At 72.3% G+C, this 25,539-nt stretch carries 22 protein-coding genes, 2 tRNA genes, 1 other RNA gene and 2 pseudogenes; 12 read left to right on the top strand and 15 right to left on the bottom strand.

Annotated elements, in window-relative coordinates:
* Window positions 1-4 precede the first annotated feature (4 nt).
* The 5 genes from rnpB to QUE38_RS16035 all read right to left on the bottom strand — a co-directional run bounded on the left by rnpB (window position 5) and on the right by QUE38_RS16035 (window position 2,527).
* Window positions 5-380: RNase P RNA component class A (rnpB, locus tag QUE38_RS16055), an RNA gene on the bottom strand.
* Between the two features lie 41 nt (window positions 381-421).
* Window positions 422-1,159 carry a zinc ribbon domain-containing protein gene (locus QUE38_RS16050; protein ID WP_286309323.1) on the bottom strand — a complete coding sequence of 246 codons (738 nt, stop codon included), beginning with the start codon at window positions 1,157-1,159 and terminating at the stop codon, window positions 422-424.
* Window positions 1,160-1,199: 40 nt separating this feature from the next.
* A complete protein-coding gene (locus QUE38_RS16045; protein ID WP_286309322.1) occupies window positions 1,200-2,021 on the bottom strand; it encodes a Nif3-like dinuclear metal center hexameric protein in 822 nt (273 codons plus the stop codon).
* Window positions 2,022-2,052: 31 nt separating this feature from the next.
* Window positions 2,053-2,421, bottom strand: a complete 369-nt coding sequence (locus QUE38_RS16040; RefSeq protein ID WP_286309321.1) for a VOC family protein — start codon at window positions 2,419-2,421, stop codon at window positions 2,053-2,055.
* 33 nt (window positions 2,422-2,454) lie between these two features.
* Window positions 2,455-2,527 (bottom strand) — tRNA-Val (locus tag QUE38_RS16035).
* A gap of 178 nt (window positions 2,528-2,705) precedes the next feature.
* Between QUE38_RS16035 and aceE the strand changes: the two are divergent.
* The 8 genes and pseudogenes from aceE to QUE38_RS15995 all read left to right on the top strand — a co-directional run bounded on the left by aceE (window position 2,706) and on the right by QUE38_RS15995 (window position 11,731).
* Window positions 2,706-5,431 (top strand): annotated as a pseudogene (gene aceE / locus QUE38_RS16030) (pyruvate dehydrogenase (acetyl-transferring), homodimeric type).
* Window positions 5,432-5,435: 4 nt separating this feature from the next.
* Window positions 5,436-6,638: a PucR family transcriptional regulator gene (locus QUE38_RS16025; RefSeq protein ID WP_286309320.1), complete on the top strand. Its 1,203-nt coding sequence runs from the start codon at window positions 5,436-5,438 to the stop codon at window positions 6,636-6,638.
* 99 nt (window positions 6,639-6,737) lie between these two features.
* On the top strand, window positions 6,738-7,655 hold the full coding sequence (locus tag QUE38_RS16020; RefSeq protein ID WP_286309319.1) for an ACP S-malonyltransferase: 918 nt from the start codon (window positions 6,738-6,740) through the stop codon (window positions 7,653-7,655).
* Between the two features lie 31 nt (window positions 7,656-7,686).
* The gene (locus QUE38_RS16015) at window positions 7,687-8,691 is read left to right on the top strand and encodes a beta-ketoacyl-ACP synthase III (protein ID WP_286309318.1); all 1,005 of its coding nucleotides are present in this window, start codon (window positions 7,687-7,689) and stop codon (window positions 8,689-8,691) included.
* A gap of 66 nt (window positions 8,692-8,757) precedes the next feature.
* A complete protein-coding gene (locus tag QUE38_RS16010) occupies window positions 8,758-9,006 on the top strand; it encodes an acyl carrier protein (RefSeq protein WP_281886825.1) in 249 nt (82 codons plus the stop codon).
* 81 nt (window positions 9,007-9,087) lie between these two features.
* A complete protein-coding gene (locus tag QUE38_RS16005) occupies window positions 9,088-10,323 on the top strand; it encodes a beta-ketoacyl-[acyl-carrier-protein] synthase family protein (RefSeq protein WP_286309315.1) in 1,236 nt (411 codons plus the stop codon).
* A gap of 106 nt (window positions 10,324-10,429) precedes the next feature.
* Window positions 10,430-10,972 carry a thioredoxin family protein gene (locus QUE38_RS16000; protein WP_286309313.1) on the top strand — a complete coding sequence of 181 codons (543 nt, stop codon included), beginning with the start codon at window positions 10,430-10,432 and terminating at the stop codon, window positions 10,970-10,972.
* A 9-nt stretch (window positions 10,973-10,981) separates the two neighbouring features.
* Window positions 10,982-11,731: a cytochrome c biogenesis CcdA family protein gene (locus tag QUE38_RS15995; protein ID WP_286309311.1), complete on the top strand. Its 750-nt coding sequence runs from the start codon at window positions 10,982-10,984 to the stop codon at window positions 11,729-11,731.
* Window positions 11,732-11,894: 163 nt separating this feature from the next.
* Here QUE38_RS15995 and QUE38_RS15990 read toward each other — a convergent pair whose 3' ends face one another.
* On the bottom strand, window positions 11,895-12,413 hold the full coding sequence (locus tag QUE38_RS15990) for a DUF3145 domain-containing protein (RefSeq protein ID WP_286309310.1): 519 nt from the start codon (window positions 12,411-12,413) through the stop codon (window positions 11,895-11,897).
* A gap of 223 nt (window positions 12,414-12,636) precedes the next feature.
* On the opposite strand from QUE38_RS15990, the gene QUE38_RS15985 reads away from it, so the two are divergent.
* Window positions 12,637-13,245: a PadR family transcriptional regulator gene (locus QUE38_RS15985; RefSeq protein WP_286309309.1), complete on the top strand. Its 609-nt coding sequence runs from the start codon at window positions 12,637-12,639 to the stop codon at window positions 13,243-13,245.
* Here QUE38_RS15985 and QUE38_RS17895 read toward each other — a convergent pair.
* Window positions 13,230-14,953, bottom strand: a pseudogene (locus QUE38_RS17895) (bifunctional 3'-5' exonuclease/DNA polymerase). The gene QUE38_RS15985 and the pseudogene QUE38_RS17895 sit on opposite strands and share 16 nt — an antisense overlap.
* 65 nt (window positions 14,954-15,018) lie before the next feature.
* On the opposite strand from QUE38_RS17895, the gene QUE38_RS15975 reads away from it, so the two are divergent.
* Window positions 15,019-15,852, top strand: a complete 834-nt coding sequence (locus QUE38_RS15975) for a hypothetical protein (RefSeq protein WP_286309307.1) — start codon at window positions 15,019-15,021, stop codon at window positions 15,850-15,852.
* On the opposite strand, the gene QUE38_RS15970 is transcribed toward QUE38_RS15975, so the two are convergent.
* From QUE38_RS15970 to QUE38_RS15950, 5 genes are all read right to left on the bottom strand, one after another.
* The gene (locus QUE38_RS15970; protein WP_286309306.1) at window positions 15,853-15,984 is read right to left on the bottom strand and encodes a hypothetical protein; all 132 of its coding nucleotides are present in this window, start codon (window positions 15,982-15,984) and stop codon (window positions 15,853-15,855) included.
* Window positions 15,985-16,021: 37 nt separating this feature from the next.
* Complete coding sequence (locus tag QUE38_RS15965; RefSeq protein ID WP_286309305.1) at window positions 16,022-16,432, bottom strand: GNAT family N-acetyltransferase; 411 nt, start codon at window positions 16,430-16,432, stop codon at window positions 16,022-16,024.
* Between the two features lie 47 nt (window positions 16,433-16,479).
* Entirely contained in the window at window positions 16,480-17,622 is a 1,143-nt protein-coding gene (locus QUE38_RS15960) for a 3-hydroxyisobutyryl-CoA hydrolase (protein ID WP_286309304.1), read from the bottom strand.
* A gap of 10 nt (window positions 17,623-17,632) precedes the next feature.
* Entirely contained in the window at window positions 17,633-20,656 is a 3,024-nt protein-coding gene (locus tag QUE38_RS15955) for a hypothetical protein (protein WP_286309303.1), read from the bottom strand.
* A gap of 110 nt (window positions 20,657-20,766) precedes the next feature.
* Window positions 20,767-21,348 (bottom strand): M23 family metallopeptidase, encoded by a 582-nt coding sequence (locus QUE38_RS15950; protein WP_286309302.1) that lies wholly within the window; start codon window positions 21,346-21,348, stop codon window positions 20,767-20,769.
* 304 nt (window positions 21,349-21,652) lie between these two features.
* Between QUE38_RS15950 and QUE38_RS15945 the strand changes: the two genes are divergently transcribed.
* Window positions 21,653-22,522 (top strand): carbohydrate kinase family protein, encoded by an 870-nt coding sequence (locus QUE38_RS15945; RefSeq protein ID WP_286309301.1) that lies wholly within the window; start codon window positions 21,653-21,655, stop codon window positions 22,520-22,522.
* A gap of 5 nt (window positions 22,523-22,527) precedes the next feature.
* Here the strand turns inward: QUE38_RS15945 and QUE38_RS15940 are convergent.
* The 3 genes from QUE38_RS15940 to QUE38_RS15930 all read right to left on the bottom strand — a co-directional run bounded on the left by QUE38_RS15940 (window position 22,528) and on the right by QUE38_RS15930 (window position 24,931).
* Window positions 22,528-22,601 (bottom strand) — tRNA-Ile (locus QUE38_RS15940).
* Window positions 22,602-22,611: 10 nt separating this feature from the next.
* Complete coding sequence (locus QUE38_RS15935) at window positions 22,612-23,865, bottom strand: glycosyltransferase (protein ID WP_286309299.1); 1,254 nt, start codon at window positions 23,863-23,865, stop codon at window positions 22,612-22,614.
* Window positions 23,866-24,013: 148 nt separating this feature from the next.
* Entirely contained in the window at window positions 24,014-24,931 is a 918-nt protein-coding gene (locus tag QUE38_RS15930; protein ID WP_286309297.1) for a DMT family transporter, read from the bottom strand.
* A gap of 41 nt (window positions 24,932-24,972) precedes the next feature.
* Between QUE38_RS15930 and def the strand changes: the two genes are divergently transcribed.
* Window positions 24,973-25,539, top strand: a complete 567-nt coding sequence (def, locus tag QUE38_RS15925; protein ID WP_286309296.1) for a peptide deformylase — start codon at window positions 24,973-24,975, stop codon at window positions 25,537-25,539.

Genomic DNA, 25,539 nt, shown 5'->3' with positions numbered 1-25,539 from the left:
GGGGCGAGCGGGCCGGCTGATACGCCGGGTTCTGTTCACCGGGCGCTTGCGCGACACCGGCTGGACGGCCATCTCTCTCGGAGCCGCGTTGCCGCGGCCCTCCAGCGGCCCACCCGGGAACGGGACGGGCAGCCCCATGGTTCCCTGTCTGGCCTTGCTCCGGACGAGGTTTGCCGAGCCGACCGCGTCACCGCGGCCGCTGGTGGGCTCTTACCCCACCGTTTCACCCTTACCGCGGGCCGGAGCCCGTGGCGGTCTGCTTTCTGTGGCACTGTCTCGCGGGTTGCCCCGGGTGGGTGTTACCCACCGTCCTGCCCTGCGGAGCCCGGACGTTCCTCGGCGCCCGATCGCTCGGGCGACGCGACCGTCTTGCCGACCCGCTCGCACCCACCAGCGTACCGCCCGCGGGTGCGCCGGGCGCTCAGAGGCCGGACTCGTCCGTGCGCACGAGGATGCGGTCGCAGTCGGGGCACTGCAGCACCTCGTCGTCGGCGGCGCGCCGCACGTCCTCGAGGTCGGACCCGGTGAGCGTGATCGTGCAGCCGCCACAGGTGCGCTGTCGGAGCAGCGCGGCGCCGATGCCGCCGCCGGCGACGCGACGCCGCTCGTAGAACGCCTCGAGGTCGTCGGGCAGCCCCTCGGCGATTGCCGCGCGGTCGCGCGAGGCCTGGTCGCGCTCGGTCGTGAGGGCGCCGGCCGCCTCGTCGCGCTCGTCTGAGACGCGGGTGACCTCGCTCCCGATGTCCTCGCGCTCGTCGTCGATGCCGTGCACGTCGCGCTCGAGCTCCTCGACGCGCTCCATCACCGCGAGCTCGATGTCCTCGAGGTCGCTGAGCCGCTTCCGCAGCGAGGTGAGCTCCGACTCGAGGCCGGCGACGTCCTTGACCGACGTGCTCGCGGCGAGCCGCGCGTCGTCGCGCACGATGCGCGCCTCGACCACGTCGACGTCCGACTCGACCCGCTTCAGCTCGGCCCGTGCGTCGTCGAGCGCGCCGGACGCCTCGGTGCGACGTCGTCGCGCCGCGTCGTCGCGCCGCCCGAGCTCGGCGAGCTGCTCCGCCTGGGGCAGTGAGCCCAGCCGGTGGGCGATCTGCTGGAGTCGGGTGTCGAGCGCCTGGAGGCGCAGGAGCTCCTGCTGCGCTGCGGGAGTGGCCTTCACGTGATCTCCTCGGTCGGGTCGGGCGGATGCCCCGGAGTCGTCAGTGTACGACGGCGAAGTCCCACGGGTCGGTCCGCGACTCGCTCACGTCGACGACGACGCCGGGCAGCGCCTCGCGGAACTGCGCCGCGGCAGCGTCGAGCCAGAGCCACTCGCTCGCCCAGTGCGAGACGTCGACGAGGGCCGGGCCGCTGCCCGCGGCGAGGGTCTCCTCGCGGGACTCGGAGGCGGGGTGGTGTCGCAGGTCGGCGGTGACGTAGACGTCGGCGGCGCGCACCTCGGGGTGCGCGAGCAGCGAGTCGCCCGCACCGCCGCAGACCGCGACGCGTCGCACGGGCTGGTCGTACTCCCCCGCCACGCGCACGCCGCCCGCGGTCGCGGGCAGCAGGTCGAGCACGCGCCTGGCGAACCGGCCGAGCGGCACGGGGTCGGCGAGGTCGCCGACCCGGCCGAGGCCGCGGGCGGGGTCCGCGCCCGGCACGATCGGTCGCGCGTCCGCGACGCCCAGCCCGGTCGCGAGCACCGCCGACGTGCCCTCCTCGACGACGTCGGCGTTCGTGTGGGCGCCGAGCAGCGCGCATCCGCCCCGGATCAGCCGGGCGAGCAGCGCGCCCTTGTAGCGGTCCTCGGCGACCGAGGTGACCCCGCGCAGCAGCAGCGGATGGTGGGTGAGCAACAGGTCGTAGCCGCCGTCGACCGCCTCGGCGACGGTCGACTCGACGGCGTCCACGGCGAGCAGCACGCGCGCGACCTCGGCGCGCGGATCCCCGCTGACGAGGCCCGGGGCGTCCCACGGTTCGGCCCCGTCCAACGGCCAGAGCCCGTGTGCGGTGGAGACGGCGTCGGCGAGGGTGATGGGCACGATCGCCAGCCTAGCGCGGGGCCCCCGACCGCTAGCGGTGCTGGTCGAGCAGCACCGGGTTGCCGTCGGGGTCGATCAGCATGAGGTGCGCGGGGCCCTCGGTGCCGGCCTCCGTGCGCTGCACGATCTCGACGCCGGCCTCGTCGAGCCGTCGCTCCAGCTCGCGGATGTCGGTGAAGCCGTCGGTCGGCTCGCCCTGCGCGTCCCAGCCGGGGTTGAACGTCAGGGTGTTGCGGTCGAACATGCCCTGGAACAGCCCGAGCGTGGTCGTGCCGTTGCGCAGGATCAGCCACTGCTCGCCGTCGCCGCCGACGGCATCGAAGCCGAGTCGCGCGTAGAAGTCGCGGCTCGCCGCCAGGTCGCGCACCGCCAGGCTCACCGAGAATGCACCGAGTTCCATGAGTCCTGCCCCTCCCCGGACGTGACGTTCGAGTGGGCCCTACCGGGCTCGAACCGATGACATCCACGGTGTAAACGTGGCGCTCTACCAACTGAGCTAAAGGCCCTCGTCGCTCGCGCGACCGGACGAGTCTACCGCCGGGCGGCGGCGGCCGCCGCGTCCGACGGACTCGATTCGCGCCGGCCCTGCGACGAGACTCTAGGATGACTAGGTGTGCCGCGCGGCGTGACCCGACCGTACGTGCGCGCATTCCGGCATGATCTGCCACGAGAGAGAGGTCGAGTGTGACTGTCAACGACCAGGACCCGTACTCCGCCACCCAGATGGACTCCGACCCGGAGGAGACGGCCGAGTGGTCCGAGTCCCTGGACGCGCTGGTCGCGTCGCAGGGGCACCAGCGCGGGCGCGAGATCATGCTCAGCCTGCTCAAGCGCTCGAAGGAGCTGCACCTCGGCGTGCCGATGGTGCCCACCACCGACTACCTGAACACCATCGCCCCGGAGAACGAGCCGGAGTTCCCCGGCGATGAGGCGCTCGAGCGCCGCTACCGGGCCTGGATCCGCTGGAACGCGGCGATGCTCGTGCACCGCGCGCAGCGCCCCGGCATCGCCGTCGGCGGCCACATCTCGACGTACGCGTCGTCGGCCGCGCTCTACGAGGTCGGCTTCAACCACTTCTTCCGCGGCCAGGACCACCCGGGCGGCGGTGACCAGATCTACATCCAGGGCCACGCCTCCCCGGCACCTACGCGCGCGCCTTCCTCGAGGGCCGGCTCACCTCCGACCAGCTCGACGGCTTCCGCCAGGAGAAGTCGCACGCGCCGAACGGGCTGCCCTCCTACCCGCACCCGCGTCTGCAGCCCGAGTTCTGGCAGTTCCCGACCGTGTCGATGGGGCTCGGCCCGATCAACGCCATCTACCAGGCGCAACTCAACAAGTACCTGACCAACCGCGGAATCAAGGACGCGAGCGACCAGCAGGTCTGGGCGTTCCTCGGCGACGGCGAGATGGACGAGGTCGAGAGCCGCGGCCAGCTCCAGGTCGCCGCCAACGAGGGCCTCGACAACCTCAACTTCGTCATCAACTGCAACCTGCAGCGACTCGACGGCCCGGTGCGCGGCAACGGCAAGATCATCCAGGAGCTCGAGAGCTTCTTCCGCGGCGCCGGCTGGAACGTCATCAAGGTCGTCTGGGGTCGGGAGTGGGACGACCTGCTCGGCCGCGACGACGAGGGCGCCCTGCGCAACCTCATGAACGTCACCCCCGACGGCGACTTCCAGACCTACAAGGCCGAGTCGGGCGCCTACGTGCGCGAGAACTTCTTCGGTCGCGACCCGCGCGCGCTCGAGCTCGTCAAGGACCTCTCCGACGACGACATCTGGAACCTCAAGCGCGGCGGCCACGACTACCGCAAGGTCTACGCCGCGTTCAAGGCAGCGACCGAGCACAAGGGCCAGCCCACCGTCATCCTCGCCAAGACCATCAAGGGCTACGGGCTCGGCCCGTCGTTCGAGGGCCGCAACGCGACCCACCAGATGAAGAAGATGACGCTGGACAACCTCAAGACGTTCCGCGACACCATGCGCATCCCGATCTCGGACGCGCAGCTCGAGGAGAACCCGTACCTCCCGCCGTACTACCACCCGGGCGAGGACGACGAGGCGATCCAGTACCTGCACGAGCGCCGGCGCGAGCTCGGCGGCTACCTGCCGGAGCGACGGACGAAGCACACCGCGATCTCGCTGCCGGAGGACTCGGCGTACGCGATCTCGAAGAAGGGCTCGGGCCACCAGGAGATCGCCACGACGATGGCCTTCGTGCGCCTGCTGAAGGACCTCATGCGGGCCAAGGACTTCGGCAACCGCATCGTGCCGATCATCCCCGACGAGGCGCGCACCTTCGGCATCGACGCGTTCTTCCCGAGCGCGAAGATCTACAACCCGAACGGCCAGCACTACACGTCGGTCGACCGCGAGCTGCTGCTGGCGTACAAGGAGAGCCCGCAGGGCCAGCTCGTGCACGTCGGCATCAACGAGGCCGGCGCGATGGCGGCGTTCACCGCCGTCGGCACGTCGTACTCGGTCGAGGGCGAGCCCCTCATCCCGATCTACGTCTTCTACTCCATGTTCGGCTTCCAGCGCACGGGCGACGCCATGTGGGCCGCAGGCGACCAGATGGCGCGCGGCTTCATCATCGGCGCGACCGCGGGTCGCACGACGCTGACCGGCGAGGGCCTGCAGCACGCCGACGGCCACTCCCCGCTCCTGGCCTCGACCAACCCGGCGGTCGTCACCTACGACCCGGCCTACGGCTACGAGATCGGCCACATCATGCGCGCCGGACTCGAGCGCATGTACGGCGGCTCGCACCCCGACCCGAATGTCATGTACTACCTCACGGTGTACAACGAGCCGATCGTGCAGCCCGCCGAGCCCGAGGGCGTCGACGTCGAGGGCATCCAGCGCGGCATCCACCGCATCTCGGGTTCCTCGGTGCAGGGTCCGAAGGCGCAGATCATGGCCTCGGGCGTCTCGGTGCCGTGGGCGCTCGAGGCGCAGCAGCTGCTGGCCGACGACTGGGGCGTCTCGGCCGACGTCTGGTCGGTGACCTCCTGGACGGAGCTGCGCCGCGACGGCCTCGCCGCCGACGAGCACAACTTCCTGAATCCGGATGCCACGCCGCAGGTGCCGTACCTCACGCGCAAGCTCGCGAGCAGCGAGGGCCCCTTCGTCGCGGTGACCGACTACATGCACGCGGTGCCCGACCAGGTGCGCGCGTACGTGCCCGGCGAGTACGCGACGCTCGGCGCCGACGGCTTCGGCTTCAGCGACACCCGCCCGGCCGCACGCCGGTTCTTCACCATCGACGGCCCGTCGGTCGTGGTGCGCACGCTCGAGATGCTCGCCCAGCGCGGCGAGATCGACCGGGGCATCCCGGCGCAGGCGATCGAGAAGTACCGCCTGCTCGACGTGAACGCCGGCACGACCGGCACCGCAGGGGGCGAGAGCTAGCCGAGTGGCCCCCAACCGGACGAAGGCGGAGACGCTCGCATGGCTGCGGACGATCTCCGGAGAGTTGTCGACCGCGACGCTCAAGCGCCTCGAGGACACGTTGCCGTGGTACGGCGACATGCCGCCGAGCCGCCGTTCGGCCGTGGGGCTCGTCGCGCAGGCGGGCATCACCTCGTTCATCGCCTGGTTCGACGACCCGCGCTCGACGCCGTGGATCGCCGCCGACGTGTTCGGCGCCGCCCCGCGTGAACTGCTGCGATCGGTGAGCCTGCAGCAGACGCTGCAGCTCATCCGGGTGACCGTCGAGGTCGTCGAGGAACGTGTCAAGGACGGCGGCGAGCCGCTGCGCGAGGCGATCCTGCTGTACTCGCGCGAGATCGCCTTCGCGGCGGCCGACGTCTACGCCCGTGCTGCCGAGGCGCGCGGCCTCTGGGACGCGCGCCTCGAGGCGCTCGTGGTCGACTCGATCCTCTCGGGCGAGTACGACGAGGAGCTGCCGAGCCGCATCGCGGCGCTCGGCTGGCACGGCCACGGCGAAGTCGCGGTGCTCGTGGGTACGACACCGAAGTCGCTCGACGTCGATCAGGTGCGTCGGGCCGCGCGGCACATGGCCGCCGACGTGCTCATCGGCGTGCAGGGCTCCCGGCTCGTGCTCGTCGTCGGGCGCGCCGACCCACGCAGTCGCGACGCCGACGAGCAGATCGGCACGTCCGCGGCACTCAGCTTCATGGAGATCGCGGTGGCGCTCGAACCGCACTTCGGCCCCGGCCACCTGGTGCTCGGCCACGAGGTGCCGAACCTCGTCGACGCGTCGAAGAGCGCCCGCGCGGCACTCGCCGGCTTCGCGGTCGCCCGCTCCTGGCGACACGCCCCCCGCCCGGTGCACGCGGACGACCTGCTGCCCGAGCGCGCCCTCGCGGGCGACCCGCTGGCCCGTGCGACGCTCGTCCACCGCATCTACCGCCCGCTCCAAGCGCACTCGACCGAGCTGCTCACGACGCTCTGGTGCTACCTCGACAACGGCCGCTCGCTCGAGGCGACGGCCCGCGAGCTCTTCGTGCACCCGAACACGGTGCGCTACCGCCTGAAGCGCGTCTCGGAGGTCATCGGGTGGGATGCCACCGGAGCGCGCGAGGCCCTCATCCTGCAGGCCGCGCTCATCATCGGGTCCATGAGCGACCACGACACGCCCGTGCGCCGCTCCTGACCTGACCCGCTGCACCATGTGGCATCCGGACAACGGTCCGTGCCGAGCCTTGTCGAGAGTGCACACTCGCGCCGTGCGCGCCGTTGGCAGACTGGAACGGTGATCGTCGTCGTGTGCCCGGGTCAGGGATCCCAGACCCCCGGCTTCCTCTCGCCCTGGCTCGAAGAGCCGTCGTACGCCGCCCATCTGGCCGAGCTGTCGGATGCCTCCGGCGTCGACCTCGTGCGCCACGGCACCGAGAGCGACGCCGACACGATCCGCGACACCGCGGTCGCGCAGCCGCTCATCGTCGCCGCCGGCCTCATGACGCTGCGCGCGCTCACCGCCGACGGCGGGCGCGACCGCATCGGCGGCATCGCCGGCCACTCGGTCGGCGAGCTGACGGCCGCCGCGGGCGCGGGCGTGCTCTCGGAGCAGGATGCGATGCGCCTGGTCGCGGTGCGCGGCGCCGCCATGGCCGAGGCCGCGGCGCTCGAGGAGACCGGCATGAGCGCGGTGCTCGGCGGCCAGGCGGACGCGCTCGACGCGAAGCTCGCCGAGCTCGGCCTGTCGCCCGCCAACGTCAACGGCGGCGGCCAGGTCGTCGTCGCAGGCAGTCGCGATGCGCTCGCGAAGCTCGCCGAGGACGCCCCGCGCGGCGCGCGCGTCGTGCCGCTGCAGGTCGCCGGTGCATTCCACACCGCGTACATGTCCCCCGCGGTCGACCGGCTCGCCGAAGCGGCCGCGTCGCTCGAGGTGCAGGACCCCGCCCTCCCGCTCTGGACGAACAACGACGGCACGATCGTCGACTCGGGCGCCCGCTACCTCGAGCTCATCGTCGGCCAGGTCTCGTCCCCCGTGCGCTGGGACCTGTGCATGGAGTCGTTCGCCGACCGCGGCGTGACCGGCATCATCGAGCTGGCACCGGCCGGCGCGCTGGTCGGACTCGCGAAGCGCGGACTCCGCGGCGTACCGGCGGTCGCGGTGAAGACGCCCGACGACCTGGCCGCGGCCCGCGACCTCCTCGACGCCGCCTGACCGGCATCCGCCCCCGACCAGAGAGCATCGCATGACGACCCCCACCCTCAAGCAGGCGACCGGCCCCGCGTACACGCGCATCCTCGCGATGGGCGCGGCCCGCGGCGACCGCATCGTGCCGAACGACGACCTGATCGGACCGATCGACTCCTCCGACGAGTGGATCCGCCAGCGCACCGGTATCGTCACCCGCACGAGGGCCAGCGCCGAGATCGGCGCCGTCGACCTCGCGACCGAGGCCGCCCGCGAGGCCATCGAACGTTCGGGCGTCGACCCCGCCGAGATCGACCTCGTCATCGTCGCCACGATCAGCAACACGCTGCAGACGCCGTCGATCTCCGCGATCGTCGCCGACCGCGTCGGCGCGAACCCCGCCGCGGCCTACGACTCGAACGCCGCGTGCGCCGGCTACGCGTACGCGGTCGCCCAGGCCGACGCGCTCATCCGCACCGGCGCCGCGCACTACGCGCTCGTGATCGGCGCGGAGAAGCTCTCCGACGTCGTCGACCCGGCCGACCGCTCGATCTCCTTCCTGCTCGGCGACGGCGCCGGCGCCGCGGTGATCGGCCCGAGCGAGACGCCCGGCATCTCGCGCACCGTGTGGGGCTCCGACGGCTCGAAGGCCGACGTCGTCTCGATGAACGCCAAGCTCACCGAGTTCCGCGACGGCACCGCGGCCTGGCCGACGCTGCGCCAGGAGGGGCCCGCGGTGTTCCGCTGGGCGGTCTGGGAGATGGCCAAGGTCGCCAAGCAGGCCCTGGAGGCCGCCGGCGTCGAGGCATCCGATCTCGCCGCCTTCATCCCCCACCAGGCCAACATGCGCATCATCGACGAGTTCGCCAAGCAGCTCGGCCTGCCCGACACGGTCGTCATCGGCCGCGACATCGAGACCACCGGCAACACCTCTGCCGCATCCATCCCGCTCGCGACGCACCGCCTGCTGACCGAGCACCCCGAGCTGTCGGGCGGCCTCGCCCTGCAGATCGGCTTCGGCGCCGGCCTCGTGTTCGGCGCGCAAGTCGTGGTTCTTCCCTGAGCCGCAATCCACCCCCTCTAGACTGAACCCCGGTCATACGAGCGACATCACAAGGAGAAACGCACCATGGCACTGTCCACCGAAGAAGTCCTGGCCGGCCTGGCCGAGCTCATCAACGACGAGACCGGCATCGCGACCGACACGGTCGAGCTGGACAAGTCGTTCACCGACGACCTCGACATCGACTCCATCTCGATGATGACCATCGTGGTCAACGCCGAGGAGAAGTTCGACGTGAAGATCCCCGACGAGGAGGTCAAGAACCTCAAGACCGTCGGCGACGCCGTCGGCTACATCGTCAAGGCCCAGGCCTAGTCGCGTCGAGTGGGGCCGGCCGCTCGTCGGCCGGCCCCACGACATGCCCCCGCCACCCCCTCCCCGAGAGAGTCCATCGTCATGACCAAGAAGATCGTCGTCACGGGAATCGGCGCCACCACCCCGCTCGGCGGCACCGCCGTCGACAGCTGGAAGGCCCTCCTCGCCGGCACCTCCGGTGCTCGCGCCATCGAGGCCGACTGGGCCGCGGAGCACGAGCTCCCCGTGACCTTCGCCGCACAGGCGACCGTGCCGACCGCCGACGTGCTGGCGCGCCACGAGACCAAGCGGCTCGACCCGTCGAGCCAGTTCGCCCTCGTCGCCGGCCGCGAGGCCTGGGCCGATGCCGGCGCCCCCGAGGTCGCCCCCGAGCGACTCGCCGTCGACTGGTCGACCGGCATCGGCGGCGTCTGGACGCTGCTCGACGCGTGGGACACCCTGCGCGAGCGCGGCCCGCGACGCGTGCTGCCGATGACCGTGCCGATGCTCATGCCGAACGGCCCGGGCGCGGCGATCGGCATGGACCTGCACGCCCGCGCCGGCATCCGCACCGTCGTCTCGGCGTGCGCCTCGAGCACCGAGGCCATCGTCAACGCGTACGACCACCTGCAGGACGGCCTGGCCGACGTGGTGATCGCCGGCGGCTCGGAGGCGGCCATCCACCCGCTGCCGATCGCCTCGTTCGCCGCCATGCAGGCGCTCTCGCGCCGCAACGACGACCCCGCGGTCGCCTCCCGGCCCTACGACGTGAGCCGCGACGGCTTCGTGCTCGGCGAGGGCGCGGCCGCGCTCGTGCTCGAGACGGAGGAGCACGCGAAGGCCCGTGGCGCCCGCATCTACGCCGAGGTGCTCGGCGGAGCGATCACGAGCGACGCGTACCACATCACCGCGCCCGACCCCGAGGGCTCGGCGGCCGCTCGCGCCATGATCGCCGCCGTGCGCAACGCCGGTGCCGAGCTGTCGGACGTGCGCCACATCAACGCGCACGCCACGAGCACGCCGGTCGGCGACATCGCCGAGTACAACGCCCTGCGCCGCGTGTTCGGCGACGGGCTCGACGACATCGCCGTCACCGCGACCAAGTCGTCCACCGGGCACCTGCTCGGCGGCGCGGGCGCGATCGAGGCGATGTTCACGGTGCTCGCGCTGTCCGAGCGGGTCATGCCGCCGACGATCAACCTGTCGGAGCAGGACCCGGAGATCCCGCTCGACGTGGTCACCGAGCCCCGCCCGCTGGGCGACGGCGACGCGCTCGCGATCAGCAACTCGTTCGGCTTCGGCGGGCACAACGCAGTCGCCGCGTTCCGCACCGCCTGACGCGTCCGACGCACGTGCCCGAGGGGCCGTCGCCAATCCTTACGGGGTGGTGACGGCCCCTCGGCCGTTGCGGGAACGCGCGGCAGCGGATGCCAGAATGGGCCCCGTGAACCCCCGGAACATCGCCCTCATCGTCGTCGGCGCGCTCGTCGCCGGCGGGGTCGCGATCGCCGTCGTCTTCGCCTCCACCGGCGGCGACGCGACCGATACCGCGTCCACCGCGAGCCCCAGCGCCACCGCCGAGGCGCCCGCCCCGACCGAGGACGCGGCGACCGAGTCGCCCGCCCCGACCGAGGAGCCCGCGGAGGCGTCCGAGGAGGCAGCCGCCACGCCCGGCGCCTACGTCGACTACTCCCCCGCCACGCTCGAGGCCGCGGAGGGCGAGAAGGTGCTGTTCTTCCACGCGACCTGGTGCCCCCAGTGCCGCGCGCTCGAGGCCGACATCCAGGGCGCGGGCGTGCCCGACGGCGTGACGGTGCTCAAGGTCGACTACGACTCGAACCAGGACCTCCGGGCGAAGTACGGGGTCACCCTGCAGACCACGCTCGTGCACGTCGACGACTCGGGCGCGCTGATCGACCGCTACGTCGCCTACGAGCAGCCGGTGCTCGCGCCGTCGCTCGCCGCGCTCGGCATCGCCGGGAGCTGACGACACCCCGTGCTCGCCCTCACCCTCGCCTCGTTCGCCGCGGGCGTGCTGACCGTGCTCGCCCCGTGCGTGCTGCCCCTGCTGCCGGTGATCGTCGGCGGCTCCGTGGTGCGCACCTCGTCGGATGCGGCGACGGCGGAGCGCTCCTGGTACCGCCCGTTCGTCATCGCCGCGAGCCTCGCCGTCTCGGTCGTGGCGTTCACGATGCTGCTCAAGGCCACGACCGCCCTCCTCGGCGTGCCCCTGCTCGTCTGGCAGCTCATCTCGGGCGTGATCGTCGCCGTCTTCGGCCTGACCCTCGCGATGCCGCGCACGTGGGAGCGCATCCAGCTCGCGACCGGCCTCCAGGCGGGCGGGGGCCGACTGCTCGACGCGGGCTACCGGCGCGGCGGGCTCGGCGGCGACGTCATGCTGGGCGCAGCCCTCGGCCCGGCGTTCTCGAGCTGCAGCCCGACGTACGCGCTCATCGTCGCGACCGTGCTGCCCGCGTCGCTCGCCGAGGGCACGCTCTACGTCTCGATGTACGCGATCGGCCTCGCCCTCGCACTGCTGCTCATCGGCCTCGCCGGCCAGGGGCTCGCCCGGAAGCTCGGCTGGCTCGCCGACCCGAACGGCTGGCTGCGCCGTGCGGTGGGCGTGCTGCTCGTGATCGTGGGCATCGGCGTGGTGCTCGGCCTCGACAAGCAGCTCCAGACGTTCGTGCTCGACCAGGGCTGGTACGCCCCGATCGAGGAGCTCGAGCGCTCGCTGCTGCCCTGACACGCGGCGCGGTCGCCCCGAACATTGGGGGCGGGCGGCGGATGCACCGTGTGCATCCCACCGCCCGCGGGAGCGAGCCGGGTGCGTTTCACTCGTACGCACCGCCGGGGAATCCCTCGTCCGACGACGCGGAGCGCCATTTCCCGGCTCGCGGGCCCGACCGCTACCCCACCTTGTGCAGCCAGACCACGGGTGCGAAGTCGCTCGCGTGACGGAACGGCTCGAGTTCGTCGTCCCACTCCTGCCCGAGCGCGAGCCGCAGCTCCCGGTGCAGTTCGACTGCGTCCGTGCCCGCGAGTTCCATCGCGTAGCGGATGCGGTCTTCGGGCACGACCATGTTGCCGGCCGTGTCGAGTTGGGCGTGGAAGACGCCGAGGTCGGGCGTGTGCATCCAGCGCGCGCCGTCCGATCCGGGCGACGGGTCCTCCGTCACCTCGAAGCGCAGGTGCTCCCAGCCGCGCAGCGCGGACGCGATGGCCGCCCCGGAGCCCTGGGTCGCCTCCCAGTACAGCTCACCGCGCTGCGCGCCGCGGAGCACCGGCTGCTCGCTCCAGTCGAGGCTGACCGCGGTGCCGAGCGCACGGCCGATCGCCCACTCCACGTGCGGGCAGAGGGCGCGAGGCGCTGAGTGCACGTAGATCACGCCCCGCGCAGGCCGCGCCTGCCGAGTTGCATCCGTCATCTCCTGCTCCGTTTCTCGAGGTGCGTCTTCCCCTACGACCTCAGGCAACGGATGGAGCTTCGTGTTCAGCTGTCGACACGATCGCTCGCGTCGACCCCATCTTCCCCCAGCACCGTGCGAATGACAAGGGTGTGATCCGCGGGTCGCGGATGCGTGCGCCGCATCGTGATGCGCGTGGAAACGGTATGCTCGGTGAGCAGATTCGTCCCGACCCGGAGGAGACATGGCCGTCCGCGATGCGCTCCTCGCCCTGCTCACCGCAGGTCCGGCGTACGGCTTCCAGCTCCACAACGAACTCACGCGTCGCACGGGCGGCAGGCGGCGCATCAACGTCGGGCAGACGTACGCCACGCTCGAGCGGCTCGCCAGGCAGTCGCTCGTCGAGTCGGCCGGCTCGACGCACGACGGCCTGCCGCTGCATCGGCTGACCGGCTCCGGGCGCGCCGCCGCGTCCGCGTGGCTGGATGCCGAGGGCGAGCGCGACGCCGACGCCTGGGCGGAGACCATCGACCGGGTGCTCATCGCGCTCTCGCTGCCCGACGTCGACGCTTCGCGCACGATCGCACGCGAGGCGGCGTGGTGGGGCGATTCGGCGGGTGGCGACGGCGAGACGGATGCCCCGAGCCGATCGGGTGCCGACGGCGCGGGCCTCCGTGCCCTGGCGGACGACGCCGACGACGATCGAGCGCGGGCGATGCTGGCCTGGCTCGAACAAGCCGCCGGTGCCGCCGCTTCAAGCGACGTGGCGTTCGCGTTCTCCGCCGAGCGCCCGCGTCGTGGGCGCAGGCCCGCGGCCGCCCGCGAGGCGCCTGCCGGTCAGGCGTCCGCGTAGCGGTCGACGATCGCGAGGTCGAGCGGGAAGTCGACCGGTGCCTCGCCGAACAGCAGGCCGGCCGCGCGCTCGGCCGCGGTGCGCACGACGTCGGCCGCGGCATCCGCCTGCTCGGCCGGGGCGTGCACGATCACCTCGTCGTGGAGGAAGTAGACGAGGTGCGCTCGCCCTGCGAAGACCGGGCCGGAGGCCGTCGAACGCGGCGCCGACCCGGTCGCGCCGAGCCCGTGCAGCCCGCGGCGTATCTCGGCGAGCCAGCACAGCGCCCACTCCGCCGCCGTGCCCTGCACGACGAAGTTGCGCGTGAACCGGCCCCACTCGCGCGCGGTCGTCCGCGCCCGACGCTCGTCGGCCGGGGTCGCGTCGGGCTGCGATGCTGCGGACTGCAGCGCACGCCAGTCGGCGGACGGCAGCGGCGAGCTGCGACCGAGCAACGTCGAGACGACTCCCCCGCGCTCGCCCACGCGCGCGGCCTCGTCGACGAGGCCCATCGCACGCGGGTACGCCCGCCCGAGCCGCGGGGCGAGCCGGCCGCCGTCGCCGCTCGAGGCGCCGTACATCGCTCCGAGCATGGCGACCTTCGCTTCGTCGCGCGTGGCAACGACGCCGCGGGCCACGATGCCGTCGTAGAGATCGGCGCCGCGCGCCGCCTCGGCCATCGCGCCGTCGCCGGCCATCGCGGCGAGCACGCGCGGCTCGAGCTGCGCCACGTCGGCGACGACGAGCTTCCAGCCCGGGTCGGCGACGACCGCGCCGCGCACGGCCTTCGGCAGTTGCAGCGCGCCGCCGCCGCGGGTCGCCCAGCGTCCGGTGACCACGCCCCCGGCAGGTAGTCCGGCCGGAAGCGCCCGTCGCGCACCCACTCGTCGAGCCACGCCCAGCCGTTCGCCGAGAGCAGGCGGGCGAGCTTCTTGTACTCCAGCAGCGGCGGGATGGCCGGGTGATCCAGTTCCTGCAGCTCCCACGCCCGTGTGCTGCGCACCGACAGTCCGGCCTGCCGGAGCGCACGGAGCAGGTCGGCCTGCGAGTCGGGCTGCACGGCGCCGTCGAGCGCCGCGCCGATCTCGGCCTGCAACTCCTCGAGGCGACGGGGCTTGCGTCCCGCGGGAGGGCGGTCGCCGAGTGCGGCGACGAGCACCGCCTCGTGCACATCGCGTCGCCAGGGGATGCCGCCGGCGTGGATCTCGGCGGCGACGAGGGCCCCGGCCGACTCGGCGGCGAGGAGCAGGCGCAGCCGGGAGGCATCCGCGCCCGCTGACTCGAGCGCGGCCTCCTGGCGCTCGTGCTCGGCCATCGACTCGGCGGCCGAGTGCAGGTCCGCGAGCGGGCGGAGGCCGGCGGATGCCTCGAACTCGCCGAGCTCGAACAGCGGCGTCGCGGCCTGCCGGGCGCTCGGCACGTGCTCCTCGGGGGCCGCCTCCCACCCCGCGTCGGCGCCGGCCTCGCGGTCGTACCCGTCGACGGCGGCCGACCCGCGCAGGATCGCGCGCGCGAGGCGCAGGTCGTGGCAGCGCTCGACGCGCACGCCCGCCGCGAGCAGCGCGCGATACCAGTGCCGGGTGTCGCTCCAGACCCAGCGCGGCTCGTCCGCCTCGAGCTCGGCGACGCGCTCGGCGAGGCGGTCGTCGGCGACCCGCTCGACCACGCCCGCGTCGAGGTGCACGATCGACGGTGCGCCCGACGCGGAACGGGCGAGGAGGAGCTGCACCGTTCCATTCTGGCGTGCCGGCAGGCGGCGGCCCGACCGGTGTCGGCGGATGCTGGCAGCATCCGATGCATGACGACGACGCAGCCCCACCCGACGGCGCCCGGCACGTGTACGACCGGTACCGGAGCCGCCCGATGACCGCGGTGCGCTTCGGCTGCGGCCACGGGTCGCCGCGCGGCGAGGGCGTCGTGTCGCTGTCGCGTCCGTGCCCGCTGTGCATGCTGCTCGACGAGACGCACCGCTCGCGGAAGGAGCTCATCGCGAAGGCCGCCCCGCCCGACCGTCGCGCGGTCGCCGTCGAGACCCGCGTCGGCGCCGAGTACGAGTGGCGCTGCGCGCGCGGCCACGACCGCTACCGTGCGTCGGTGCGATCCGTGCTCACGGGGCCGAGCTGCGCCAAGTGCATCCGCAACGCCGCCTCCCCCGGCGCGGCCGGCCGCGAGGCCGGGCTGGCCTTCATGAAGCCGGGCCTGCGCACGCGCACCTCCGCGACCGAGCAGCGGCTGAAGATCATGCTCGCCCGTCGCATCCGCCTGCACCACAAGGTCAACGCCGTGCGCACCGCGCGCATGTTCTACGGCAAGCAGGAGGTGTGGCCCGACATCCTCGTGCCGCAGCTGCGCATCGCGGTCGAGTACGACGACCCCGGCCGCGGCGGGCGCGCGCACCGGGGGCTCAAGGAGGGCTCCGACCAGGAGAAGGACGCCGCGCTCAACGAGGTCGGCTGGGAGGTCATCCGCATCCGCGCCCGCGGGCTCGAACCGCTGGGTCCCTACTCGGTCATGTGCCAGGGCCTCACCGAGGAGGCGGTCGACGAGGTCGTGCGGCTCATGCGCGAGATCCGCGGCGATGCGGCGGTCGACGCGCTGCGCGTGCCGGAGGACGCGGTCGCGACCTGATCACTCGTCGTCGTCATCGTCCTCGTGCCGCATCCGCACGAGGCGCACCACCGCGAGCACCAGCGTCGTGACGAGCGAGGCGACCACGAGCAACGCGAACGCGACGCCCGTCGGGGTGGAGATGTCGAGCATGTCTCCGAGGCTACCTCGGCCGGATGCCCGGGGCGGATCAGAACCGGCGGGCCATGCCGACCGAGGCCGGCGCGGTCTCGGCGAACCCGAACTGCGCGTACAGGTGCTTCGCGTCGCCGTCTGCGATGAGCGAGACGTAGCCGCCCTCGGGGACGCGCGCCTCGAGATCGGCGACGAGCGCGGCCATGATGCGCTTGCCCAGCCCGCGACCCTGATGCTCGGGACGCACGCAGATGTCGACGACCTGGAAGTGGCAGCCGCCGTCGCCGATCACGCGCCCCATGCCGACGGGCTCGCCGTCGTGGCGCACGACGACCGACGCCCACGAGTTCGGCAGCGCGATGCGCGCCGCCGCCTCGGACTTCGGGCTGAGCCCCGCGACCACCCGCAGCTCGCGGTACGTCTCCACGCTCGGCGTCTCGGCGACGACCTCGTAGGCGGCATCCATGCCCTCAGCGTAGGGGCGGGCGGATGCCTCTGGGCAGCCGCGAACCGCTACGCCCCGTCCTCGGGAATCGCCAGGCCGCGGTCGAACACGCTGTGGCGCAGCGGGGTCTCCATCGCGGCGACGATGTCGGTGAGGTCGACCTGGGAGAGGTCGGCGGGCCGCCAGTCGGGCACGACGTCCTGGTGGAGCGTCTCGGTGTTCTGCGCCACGAGCGCCTGCACACCGGTGAAGAGGTCGGGCTGGGTGGTGAACCAGCGGGCGAGGCGGAGCTCGCGCTCGAGCGCGTCGCGCAGGGATTCGCCGTCGCGCGCCGCGCGCACCGAGCGCAGGGTCGCGACGAGCGCCGTCGGCGAGAGCTTCAGCAGCGTCTCGGCGGCCTCGCCCGCGGCCGCGGCCGCATCGGGGTCGCTCGAGGTCTCCGCGCTCAGGCCCCCGACGCTGCGGCCGTTCGAGAACGACCAGAGACGCTCGAGGATCTGCTCGACGGTGTCGGCCGAGTAGCAGGCGTCGATCCAGTCCTGCCGCGCGAGCACGGGCGACGGGCCGGCATCGACCGCGAACCCGGCGACGATCGACTCGGGCGTCTCGTCCGAGGCATCCGACAGCGCCTCGACCAGCTCGCCCACTCGCTCGGCCGGCACCTGGTGGTCGGCGAAGCCCAACGCGATCGCGTCGGCGGCCGTCAGGTCGACCGAGTTGAGCGCGAGGTACGTGCCGATCTCCCCCGGCGTGCGCGCCAGTCGCCAGGTCGCGCCGCCGTCGGGCACGAAACCGTACCCGGTCTCCGGCTGGCCGAGCTTGGCGCGGTCGGTGACCACGCGGGTGGAGACGTGTCCGCCGAGGGAGATGCCGCCGCCCATCGTCATGCCGTGCATGATCGACACGATCGGCTTCGGGTACTCGGCGAGCTTCGCGATCACCCGGTACTCGTTGCGGAAGAACACCGAGCCGATCGTCATGCCCTCGGCCGCGCGCTGGAGGATCTCGCGGAAGTCGCCGCCCGCGCAGAATCCGTAGTCGCCGACGCCGTCGAGCAGGACGGCCTCGACGGCATCGTCCGCCGCCCACTCGTCGAGCGTCTCGGTGAGCGCCTGCATCATGGCGAGGTCGATCGCATTGATCGAGTCCGGTCGGTCGAGGCTGAGGTGGCCGATGGATCCATGGACCACGGCGCTGACAGGCGTAGACATCGGGTCTACGCTACTGGGTTCGCGGGAACCGCCGTGACCCGTCGACCCGTGCCGACCCGACGCCATGGTCGTCACTCACTGCCGTCGCGATCGCGTCGACCAGGTCGCTCCGCGCCCGCAGGTACTGCGCCGAATCCAGGTAGTCGCCGTGTGTGGCGATCTCCCACAGGTAGCTTGCGGGCCGTGACTCCGCGGCACCGCGATCGATGCCGCCCGGCACGGTCGCGTAGCTCTCGACCGGGAAGCCGAGCGGATCGGTCCGACGCCACAGCGACGTCCACCGGGCGCCATCGCCCATGAGCGCACGCATGTTGAACTCCCGATCGGTCGAGACGATCGTTCCTCGCCTGGCCGTGCCCGCCGCGGCGGGGAGGGCGTCGAGTCCGAAATCGATGCGCACCTGACGCCTCCAGGGGTCCCCTCTCCAGAGCGATGGTGCGTGCACGCCGGGCACACCGAGGTCCTCGGGGCCGAGCACGCTCGGGAAGAAGCGGCTGAAGAACGCCCGGAGCTGCGTCCCGTACGTGAGCAGCGCGATGCGCTTCACCTCGTCGTCCCTGGCACCCTCCGCGTTGTCGACCAACGCGAAGAGCGACGCCGCCGCGACGACCGAGCCCATCGAGTGCGCGGCGAGCACGACGACGGGCGTGCCGGGCTCCTCGTCCGCCGATGCGTCCTCGGACTCCAGCCAGCGGTGCATGCGGTTGGTGAGTTCGGGCACGGCGCGTTCCGAGTAGCACGGCGGAGCGAACGGGTGCCCGGCACGCGGGAAGAAGCACATGACGTCCCAGAACAGCGCGAGCGGCCGGTCCGCCTTCGTCGCTGCAGCGGCGGCAACCGCTCCGACAGCCAGGAGCGCGACGGCGACGAGTGCCGCCACGCTCGCCTGCGACACTGCTCCGTACGCGTCGCGCAACCACTGTTCCACGCCGTCGTCGAACGGCACGACCGCGGACTCGATCAGCGGGAACGCGCCCATCACGAGGAAGCCGACGGCGGCGAACGCGGCGATCCACCCGATCGCGGGCTCACCGCGGTGCGCCAGCTGCGCGTGCCGCCGAGCGAGCGCCGCCTGCCGCGCGCGGCCGGTCGCACTCGCCGACTCATGCCCCGGATAGCCGGAGCCCGGCGACGTCGTCCCGCCGAGCTCGCCTTCGTCCGCACCCGGAACCAGCAGCGGGACGCTGAACCGCGGCAGGCGGACGAGCTGGAGGAGCGCGGCGATGCCGATGACGAGAACGCTCGCGACCACGATCGCCATCAGGGCGACGGCGAACCGCGTGTACGCGGGCGGCAGGACGAACGCGGCCTCGTCGGGAGTGCCGTCGAGCCAGGTCGTGACGCCGAGCACGAGCAGGCTCGAGAGCACCATCGATGCCAGCAGCGCAGTCAGCATGCCCACGCACGGTCCCAGTCCCCACCACCCTCGGACTCGTCGATCCTTCGGGTCCTGGCGCCGGACGCCGACCCCGACGACGATGAGCAGGAAGATGAGGAGCAGCACCGCCCCGACGCCGAGCCAGCCTCCCGCCGCGTCGGGCTCCAAGCGGCCGACGACGATCGCGGCACCGAAGAGCACCAGCGGGAGGGCGGTCACGATGACCGGCCACCAATCGCGGGCATGGGTCCGAACCCAGGCCCGACGCGGCCCGGCGGACGGGGCGAGCACGGTTCCCCATGCTGCACCGAAGAAGGCGATCAACACGCCGACTGCGAGCAGGATGGTCGGTGCGGCGAGCAGCCCGAGCGCCTGCGTACCCTGGTCCCCGTCGGTCGAAGGGCCGTTCAGCCCGGCGTAGGCGACTTCACCCGCGTAGACCAGCACCGCGGCAGTGAGCGTGATCGAGGAGAAGACACGCTTTCGCCGGATGTCCATGCGCGCGCGCACGCCGTCCGGCTTCGTGTTCGTCGCGGCGATCGACACGCCGACCACGCACAACAGGAGCAGCACTCCGCCGGCAGCCCCCAGCACCAGCATGACGGTGCGCTCGCTCCCGCTCGTGAGCGCCTCGACGCTGCACGTGAGGGCCTGAGCGGGATGGGCGCAGCCGGTCGGGGCGAGCGTGGAATCCACCGCGACGAGCAGCGTGACGAACGCGAGGACCGCAGCGAAGTGGAACCGCTCGGTCGTCGCCCCCACGCGCGAGCGTGCCCAGAAGCCGAAGGTGGCGAGCAGTGGCCGATCGACCGCGGGCTCGTCGGCGTTCCCGCTCGGCTCCGGGTGCGACGTCGCGTCCGGGCCCTGCATGTGCCCATCGCTCGCGCGGTGCGCCGCCGGGTCGCCGTCGGCGGCGGCTCCGCCGTCCGTCTTGGTGCCGAGGTGGTCCGCAGCGAATCGGTGCACGTTCGGTTCCCATGCGACGCGGCCGTGTCGGGCGATCAGGTAGAGCAGCAGCATCGCCGCGACCGGTGCGAGGCTGAGCAGCGCGACCCGCGCGCTGCGATCCAGGTCGTCGAGTCGGTCGATCCATCCCGGCAGGCCTTCGCACTGGACGGTGGCGGTGGGCCCGAGGCACTGGATGGCGACCAGGTCGACGGCGACCGACATGAACGCGGCGACGTAGATGAGCGTGAGGACGAGTGCGAACACGCGCATCGTGGCTGCGCCGCGACCGCCGTCCCACCCTTCGGGCGCTTGCTTCTGCCCGGGGATGGGGCGCATCCAGTACGCGAGGTTGCAGAGCCCGAACGGCAGCACGAAGAGCCATCCGACGTGGACGAACACCCGTGCAACCACCGCGATCGCCGATCCGCCCGCTCGCGCGAGTCCGCCCCACGAGTACGCCTCCGTCCTCGCGATCCCACCGTTCCGCGCGGCGTCCCTGCGCACCCAGAACGACCCGAGGTCGTCCCCGTCGCGACGTGCGACGTCGTCCTCCTCCGAGCCAAGCATCTTCGCGGGCGAGGTGTTCCCGATCCCGTGGACGCGCAACTCGAGGACCCGCAACTGCTGACGCCCGTCCACATCGCGCGGACCGGGGTCGTCCCCGTTCGTCGCCACGAGTTCGTCGGCCGACTTGCCGTGCATCGCCATGATGTTCCCTCTCTCGCGATCGGGCCTGGCCGGAGCCTAGGACCGTGGATCGACGGGCGGCTCGGTGCGCGCCCTGAATCGCTCCCCGCCCGCTGGATGCGATCCGCCGTCTACGAGCGTTCGAGTCCCTTTGCGAAGCCCGCCCAGCCGTTCGGACCGAGCTTGCGGTCGATCGCGCCGGTGTAGTCGCCGAACTTCCGCGCGTAGACCTGCACCAGGCGGCACGTCTCGGGCCCCGGCCTGCCGTCGACCGGGCCGGTGTACCCGACACCGCGGATCGTGCGCTGGATGAACGGCCAGGGATCCTCGACCCCCAACTCCCCGAAGACGCCGCGAGCGTTGGAACTGTTGGTCGTGCAGTGATGGAACGGGTGCGCTGCCGACCCCGTGTCGGAGACCTGCCCGATGATCGTGCCGGCCCGGACGCGCGCGCCCACGTCCAATCGTGGCGCGGAGCGACGGAGATGGCGGTAGCCGACGAAGCGTCCGTTCCTGCCCTTCACCTGGACGATCACGCCGAGTACCGGGTGCTCCTGCGACGTGACGACCACGCCCGGCGAGTAGGCCGGCACGGGGGTGCCAAGCGCATGCGGGAAGTCCAGGCCCCGATGCGGGTTGGTACGGGGCGGGAGCGTGGATCCGAAGCCGTCCGAGAGGGTCGGGTTCCGGTAGAAGTCGGTGAGCGCACCCATGGGACACTCCTGATGCGAGGGAGACGAGGCGCCGGCGCCCGGATCGGACCTGGTGCCGACGCAGGGTTGAGTTGGTCACTCGACAGCCATCAGGTGTGCCCCGCGCACCATCGCCATCGTTCCTCTCCGCGACCGGCCGGTCTACCGCGGCGTTCGGGTCGGAGGGAGCACCCGAGCCACGGCCCCACGTCCTGGTCGGGTCGAGCTCGATCGTACGCGAGCATTGCTCAGTTCAGCACAGGGGCAGCACTGGCAGAATCGAGCGGATGCTGCGTCGATCGCGCGGCCGGACAGGAGTACGCACGTGGTGAGCAGGGTGGTCGTCTCGGGGCCGGTGTCGTGGAACCGGATCGTGGAGGTCGGCCACCTGCCCGAGCCGGTGCCGCACATGCAGTTCGCGCTCGGCGACCACGAGACGGTCGGCGGCACGTCGGCCGGCAAGGCGCTCGGCCTCGCGGCGCTCGGCCGCCCGGTCTCCCTGTTCACCCTGCTCGCGGGTGATGCCGACGGGGCGCACCTCCGGGACGTGCTCACGCGCGTGCCCGGGCTCGACCTCGACGTCGTCGACGGCGTGCGGACCGAACGCCACCTGAACCTGATGACCCCCGCGGGCGAGCGGGTCTCGATCTACCTCTCCACGCCCGACGATCACCCGTCGTCCGAGGATCACCGGCTCGTGGCGGCGATGGCGGATGCCTCGGTCATCGTGCTCGACCTGTCGGAGCGCTCACGACGCCTCATCCCCGCGGCCCGCGCGACCGGGCGCCCGATCTGGACCGACCTGCACGACTACGACGGGGCGAGCGAATTCCACCGCCCGTTCCTCGAGGCCGCGGACGCCGTGTTCCTGAACGCCGATCGCATCGGCGCGCCCATGCCGTTCCTGCGGCGGGTGGTCGCCGACGGCGCGCGCCTGGCGGTCTGCACGCTCGGCGCCGAGGGTGCGATCGCGGTCTCGTCCGAGGGCACGACGCTGCGCGAGCACCGCGTCGATGCCGTGCCGGTCGACGTGGTCGACGCGAACGGCGCGGGAGACGCGTTCATGTCGGGCGCGCTGCACGCGGTGCTCGACGGCGCCCGGGTCGACGCTGCGCTCGAGGAAGGCGCCCGGCACGCGGCATCCGTGCTCGTTACCCGGCACCTGCACCCGACGCTCGACGACGTGCTGGGCTGAGGCCGTAGGGCGGACGGGACTTGAACCCGTGACCGATGGATTATGAGTCCACTGCTCTAACCGGCTGAGCTACCGCCCCGCGCGCTCGGTCACTCGGGATGAGCCACCGACGCACCGTCGGTGACCGGGTCGGTCACCGGCTCACCACGATACAGGCTCTCGAACGTCGTCAGCGTGCGCTGGATGTCGTGCGCGGCGATGAGCCGCAGCGACTCGCGCTTGAACTCGGCGTAGCGCTCGGGGTCGGCCTCGAGCACCATGCGGAGCTTCGCGGCGAGGTCCTCCGGGCTGCCCGGCTCGAACAGGTAGCCGTTCTCGCCGTCGTGCACGAGGTGCGGCAGGGCCATCGCGTTCGCGGCGACGACGGGCAGCGCGGACGCCATCGACTCCATCGTCACGATCGACTGCAGCTCGGCGATCGAGGGCATGGCGAGCACGGATGCCCGGTGGTAGACGTCGCGCAGCTGCTCGTCGGTCACGTAGCCGGTGAAGGTCACCCGATCGGCGATGCCGAGCTCGACCGCGAGGTGCTCGAGGTTGCGCTTCTGGTCGCCGCCGCCGACGATCTCGATCTGCGCGTCGAGCTCGGGCGGCAGCAGCGTCGCTGCGCGCAGCAGCACGTCGATCTGCTTCTCGCCCGTGACCCGGCCGACGAAGACGATGCGGTTCTCGGTGCGCGGCTCCCAGTTGGGCGAGTACCGGCCGGCGTCGACGCCGCACGAGATGGCGCGCACGCCCTCGAGGCCGGTGTACTTCTCGAGGAACTCGGCCGCGCGCCGGGTCGGCGTGGTCACGGCCTCGGCGCGACCGAACGTGCGCCGCGCGGCCTTCCAGGCCAGCCCGACCGCCCATTCCTGCCACGCCTTCGGGATCAGCGTGAACTCGAGCATGTTCTCGGGCATGAAGTGGTTCGTGCCGATGATGCGGATGCCCCGGGCCTGCGCCTCGATCGCGAGGCCGCGCCCGACGACGATGTGCGACTGGAAGTGCACCACGTCGGGCTGCACCTCGTCGAGGATGCGGGCCGCGTTCTGGCGGATGCGCCAGGGCAGCGCGAAGCGCAGCCAGTCGTGCGGGTACCAGCGCCAGCTGTGCAGGCGGTGCGCGATGAGCTCCTGCCCCTCGTGCACCTCGGTCCACGTGCCGCTCCGTCGGCTCGGCGAGGGGGCGACGACGTGCACCTCGTGGCCGCGCTCCACGAGCCCGGCGGCGAGCCGCTCGGCGAACCGGGCGGCACCGTTCACGTCGGGTGCGAAGGTGTCGGCCCCGATCAGGACGCGCAGGGGCCGGTCGGTCTCCGCCCCGGAGGTCACGTCGGCATGCGCGGCGGGGGTGTCAGACACGTGGTGGTGGTCCTGTTCGGTCAACGTCGTGGGGAAAGCGAAACGCCCGGTTCAGCGCGGATTCGGGATGGTCGGCCGCGTGATCAGCACCCTAGCCTAACCCGGCGCCCCTGCTTCGGACCTGTTCGCATGTCGCTCGCGACGCCCGTCAGGGCCGTGTCTGCGGGTGGTGCCGGGCGAGCTCGAACACGCCCCAGACGGCCACGACGCCCGTGATGACGAACACCACGCTCGCCCACGGCGGCGCCTGCGACGCCTCCCCCAGCACGACGATGCCGATGCCGACCGCGACCATCGGGTCGACGACGGTGAGGCCCGCGATCACGAGGTCGGGCGGCCCGGTCGCGTAGGCGTTCTGCACGAAGTACGCCCCGAGCGCGGTCGCCGCGAGCAGCGCGACGACGCAGAGCAGCGTGAGCCAGTCGAACTCCTCCTGCTCGATGCGCCCCAGGATGACCTTCGCGAGGGTGGCGACGAACCCGTAGAGGAACCCGGCGCCGAGCACGTAGAAGATGGCGCGCATGCGGTGCCGGAGGAAGGCGAACGCGGTGCCGAGCAGCACGAGCGTCACCGCGAGGATGATGAGGATCGTGTAGAGGTCCTGATCGGTCACGCGCGTGTCGACGGCGGTGAACGCCGCGACGCCGACGAACAGGAACACGCCGCCGACGCACATCGAGATCGCGATGATGGAGCGGCGGTTGAGCTTCACGTGCGCGACCCGGGAGTTGAGGATCGCCGTGATCACGAGGGCGATCGCCCCGAGCGGCTGCACCACGATCAGCGGTGCGAAGTAGAGGCTCGAGAGCTGGAAGACGATCGCGAGCCCGAGCATGACGGTGCCGAGCACCCACGAGGGCCGGGCGAGCAGCAGCGCGAGTTGGCGGCCGTTCAGCCCCTTGCCCACCGACGTGACGGTGTTCTTCTCGACCTTCGCGACGCCGCGGTGCTGGAACTGCGCGCCGAGCGACAGGAACACCGCGCCGATGAGCGCGAGCGGGATGCCGATGAACTGGGTCGGATCGAGCGCGATCTGCTCGGTCAGCTCGGAGAGGTCCGGATCCACGCTCCGACCCTACCCTCCGCGGGCGTCGATATCCTTGAGCCATGGCCGTCCTCCCCATCCGCATCACGGGCGACCCCGTGCTCCACGCCCCCGCCGACCCGGTCGAGGTCATCGACGACGAGTTGCGGATGCTGGTGCGGGACATGTTCGAGACCATGGACGCCGCCCCCGGCGTCGGCCTCGCGGGCCCCCAGGTCGGCGTGCCGCTGCGGCTGTTCACGTTCGGCTGGACCGACGAGGAGGATCGCGAGTGGCGCGGGGTGGCGATCAACCCCGAGCTCTGGATCAGTCCGCCGATCCCCGGCGACCCGGACGAGGCCACCGAGTCGGAGGGGTGCCTGTCGTTCCCGGGCGAGCGGTTCCCGCTCCGCCGGGCGGAGCGGGCGCTGCTGCGCGCGACCGATCTCGACGGCGAGCAGTACGAGATCGAGGCCGAGGGGTGGCTCGCGCGCATCTTCCAGCACGAGTACGACCACCTCGACGGCGTGCTCTACGTCGACCGGCTCGGCGACGGCGACCGCAAGACGGTCGCGAAGCTGACCCGCAAGGCCGGCTGGGGCGTACCGGGCGTGAGCTGGATGCCCGGGGTCGACGACCTCGACGCCTGA

The organism is Agromyces mangrovi, assembly GCF_030296695.1.
Taxonomy (GTDB): Bacteria; Actinomycetota; Actinomycetes; order Actinomycetales; family Microbacteriaceae; genus Agromyces; species Agromyces mangrovi.
The sequence above is the reverse complement of the archived record's forward strand: the minus strand, read 5'-3'. Positions and strand labels throughout refer to the sequence as shown.

Bases quoted from the DNA above. Each gene is read 5' to 3' on its own strand.
- QUE38_RS16040 (WP_286309321.1), bottom strand. From the start codon at position 2,421: ATGGAACTCGGTGCATTCTCGGTGAGCCTGGCGGTGCGCGACCTGGCG.
- QUE38_RS16015 (WP_286309318.1), top strand. From the start codon at position 7,687: ATGACGACCCCCACCCTCAAGCAGGCGACCGGCCCCGCGTACACGCGC.
- QUE38_RS16010 (WP_281886825.1), top strand. From the start codon at position 8,758: ATGGCACTGTCCACCGAAGAAGTCCTGGCCGGCCTGGCCGAGCTCATC.
- QUE38_RS16005 (WP_286309315.1), top strand. From the start codon at position 9,088: ATGACCAAGAAGATCGTCGTCACGGGAATCGGCGCCACCACCCCGCTC.
- QUE38_RS15990 (WP_286309310.1), bottom strand. From the start codon at position 12,413: ATGACGGATGCAACTCGGCAGGCGCGGCCTGCGCGGGGCGTGATCTAC.
- QUE38_RS15985 (WP_286309309.1), top strand. From the start codon at position 12,637: ATGGCCGTCCGCGATGCGCTCCTCGCCCTGCTCACCGCAGGTCCGGCG.
- QUE38_RS15975 (WP_286309307.1), top strand. From the start codon at position 15,019: ATGCATGACGACGACGCAGCCCCACCCGACGGCGCCCGGCACGTGTAC.
- QUE38_RS15970 (WP_286309306.1), bottom strand. From the start codon at position 15,984: ATGCTCGACATCTCCACCCCGACGGGCGTCGCGTTCGCGTTGCTCGTG.
- QUE38_RS15965 (WP_286309305.1), bottom strand. From the start codon at position 16,432: ATGGATGCCGCCTACGAGGTCGTCGCCGAGACGCCGAGCGTGGAGACG.
- QUE38_RS15960 (WP_286309304.1), bottom strand. From the start codon at position 17,622: ATGTCTACGCCTGTCAGCGCCGTGGTCCATGGATCCATCGGCCACCTC.
- QUE38_RS15955 (WP_286309303.1), bottom strand. From the start codon at position 20,656: ATGGCGATGCACGGCAAGTCGGCCGACGAACTCGTGGCGACGAACGGG.
- QUE38_RS15950 (WP_286309302.1), bottom strand. From the start codon at position 21,348: ATGGGTGCGCTCACCGACTTCTACCGGAACCCGACCCTCTCGGACGGC.
- def (WP_286309296.1), top strand. From the start codon at position 24,973: ATGGCCGTCCTCCCCATCCGCATCACGGGCGACCCCGTGCTCCACGCC.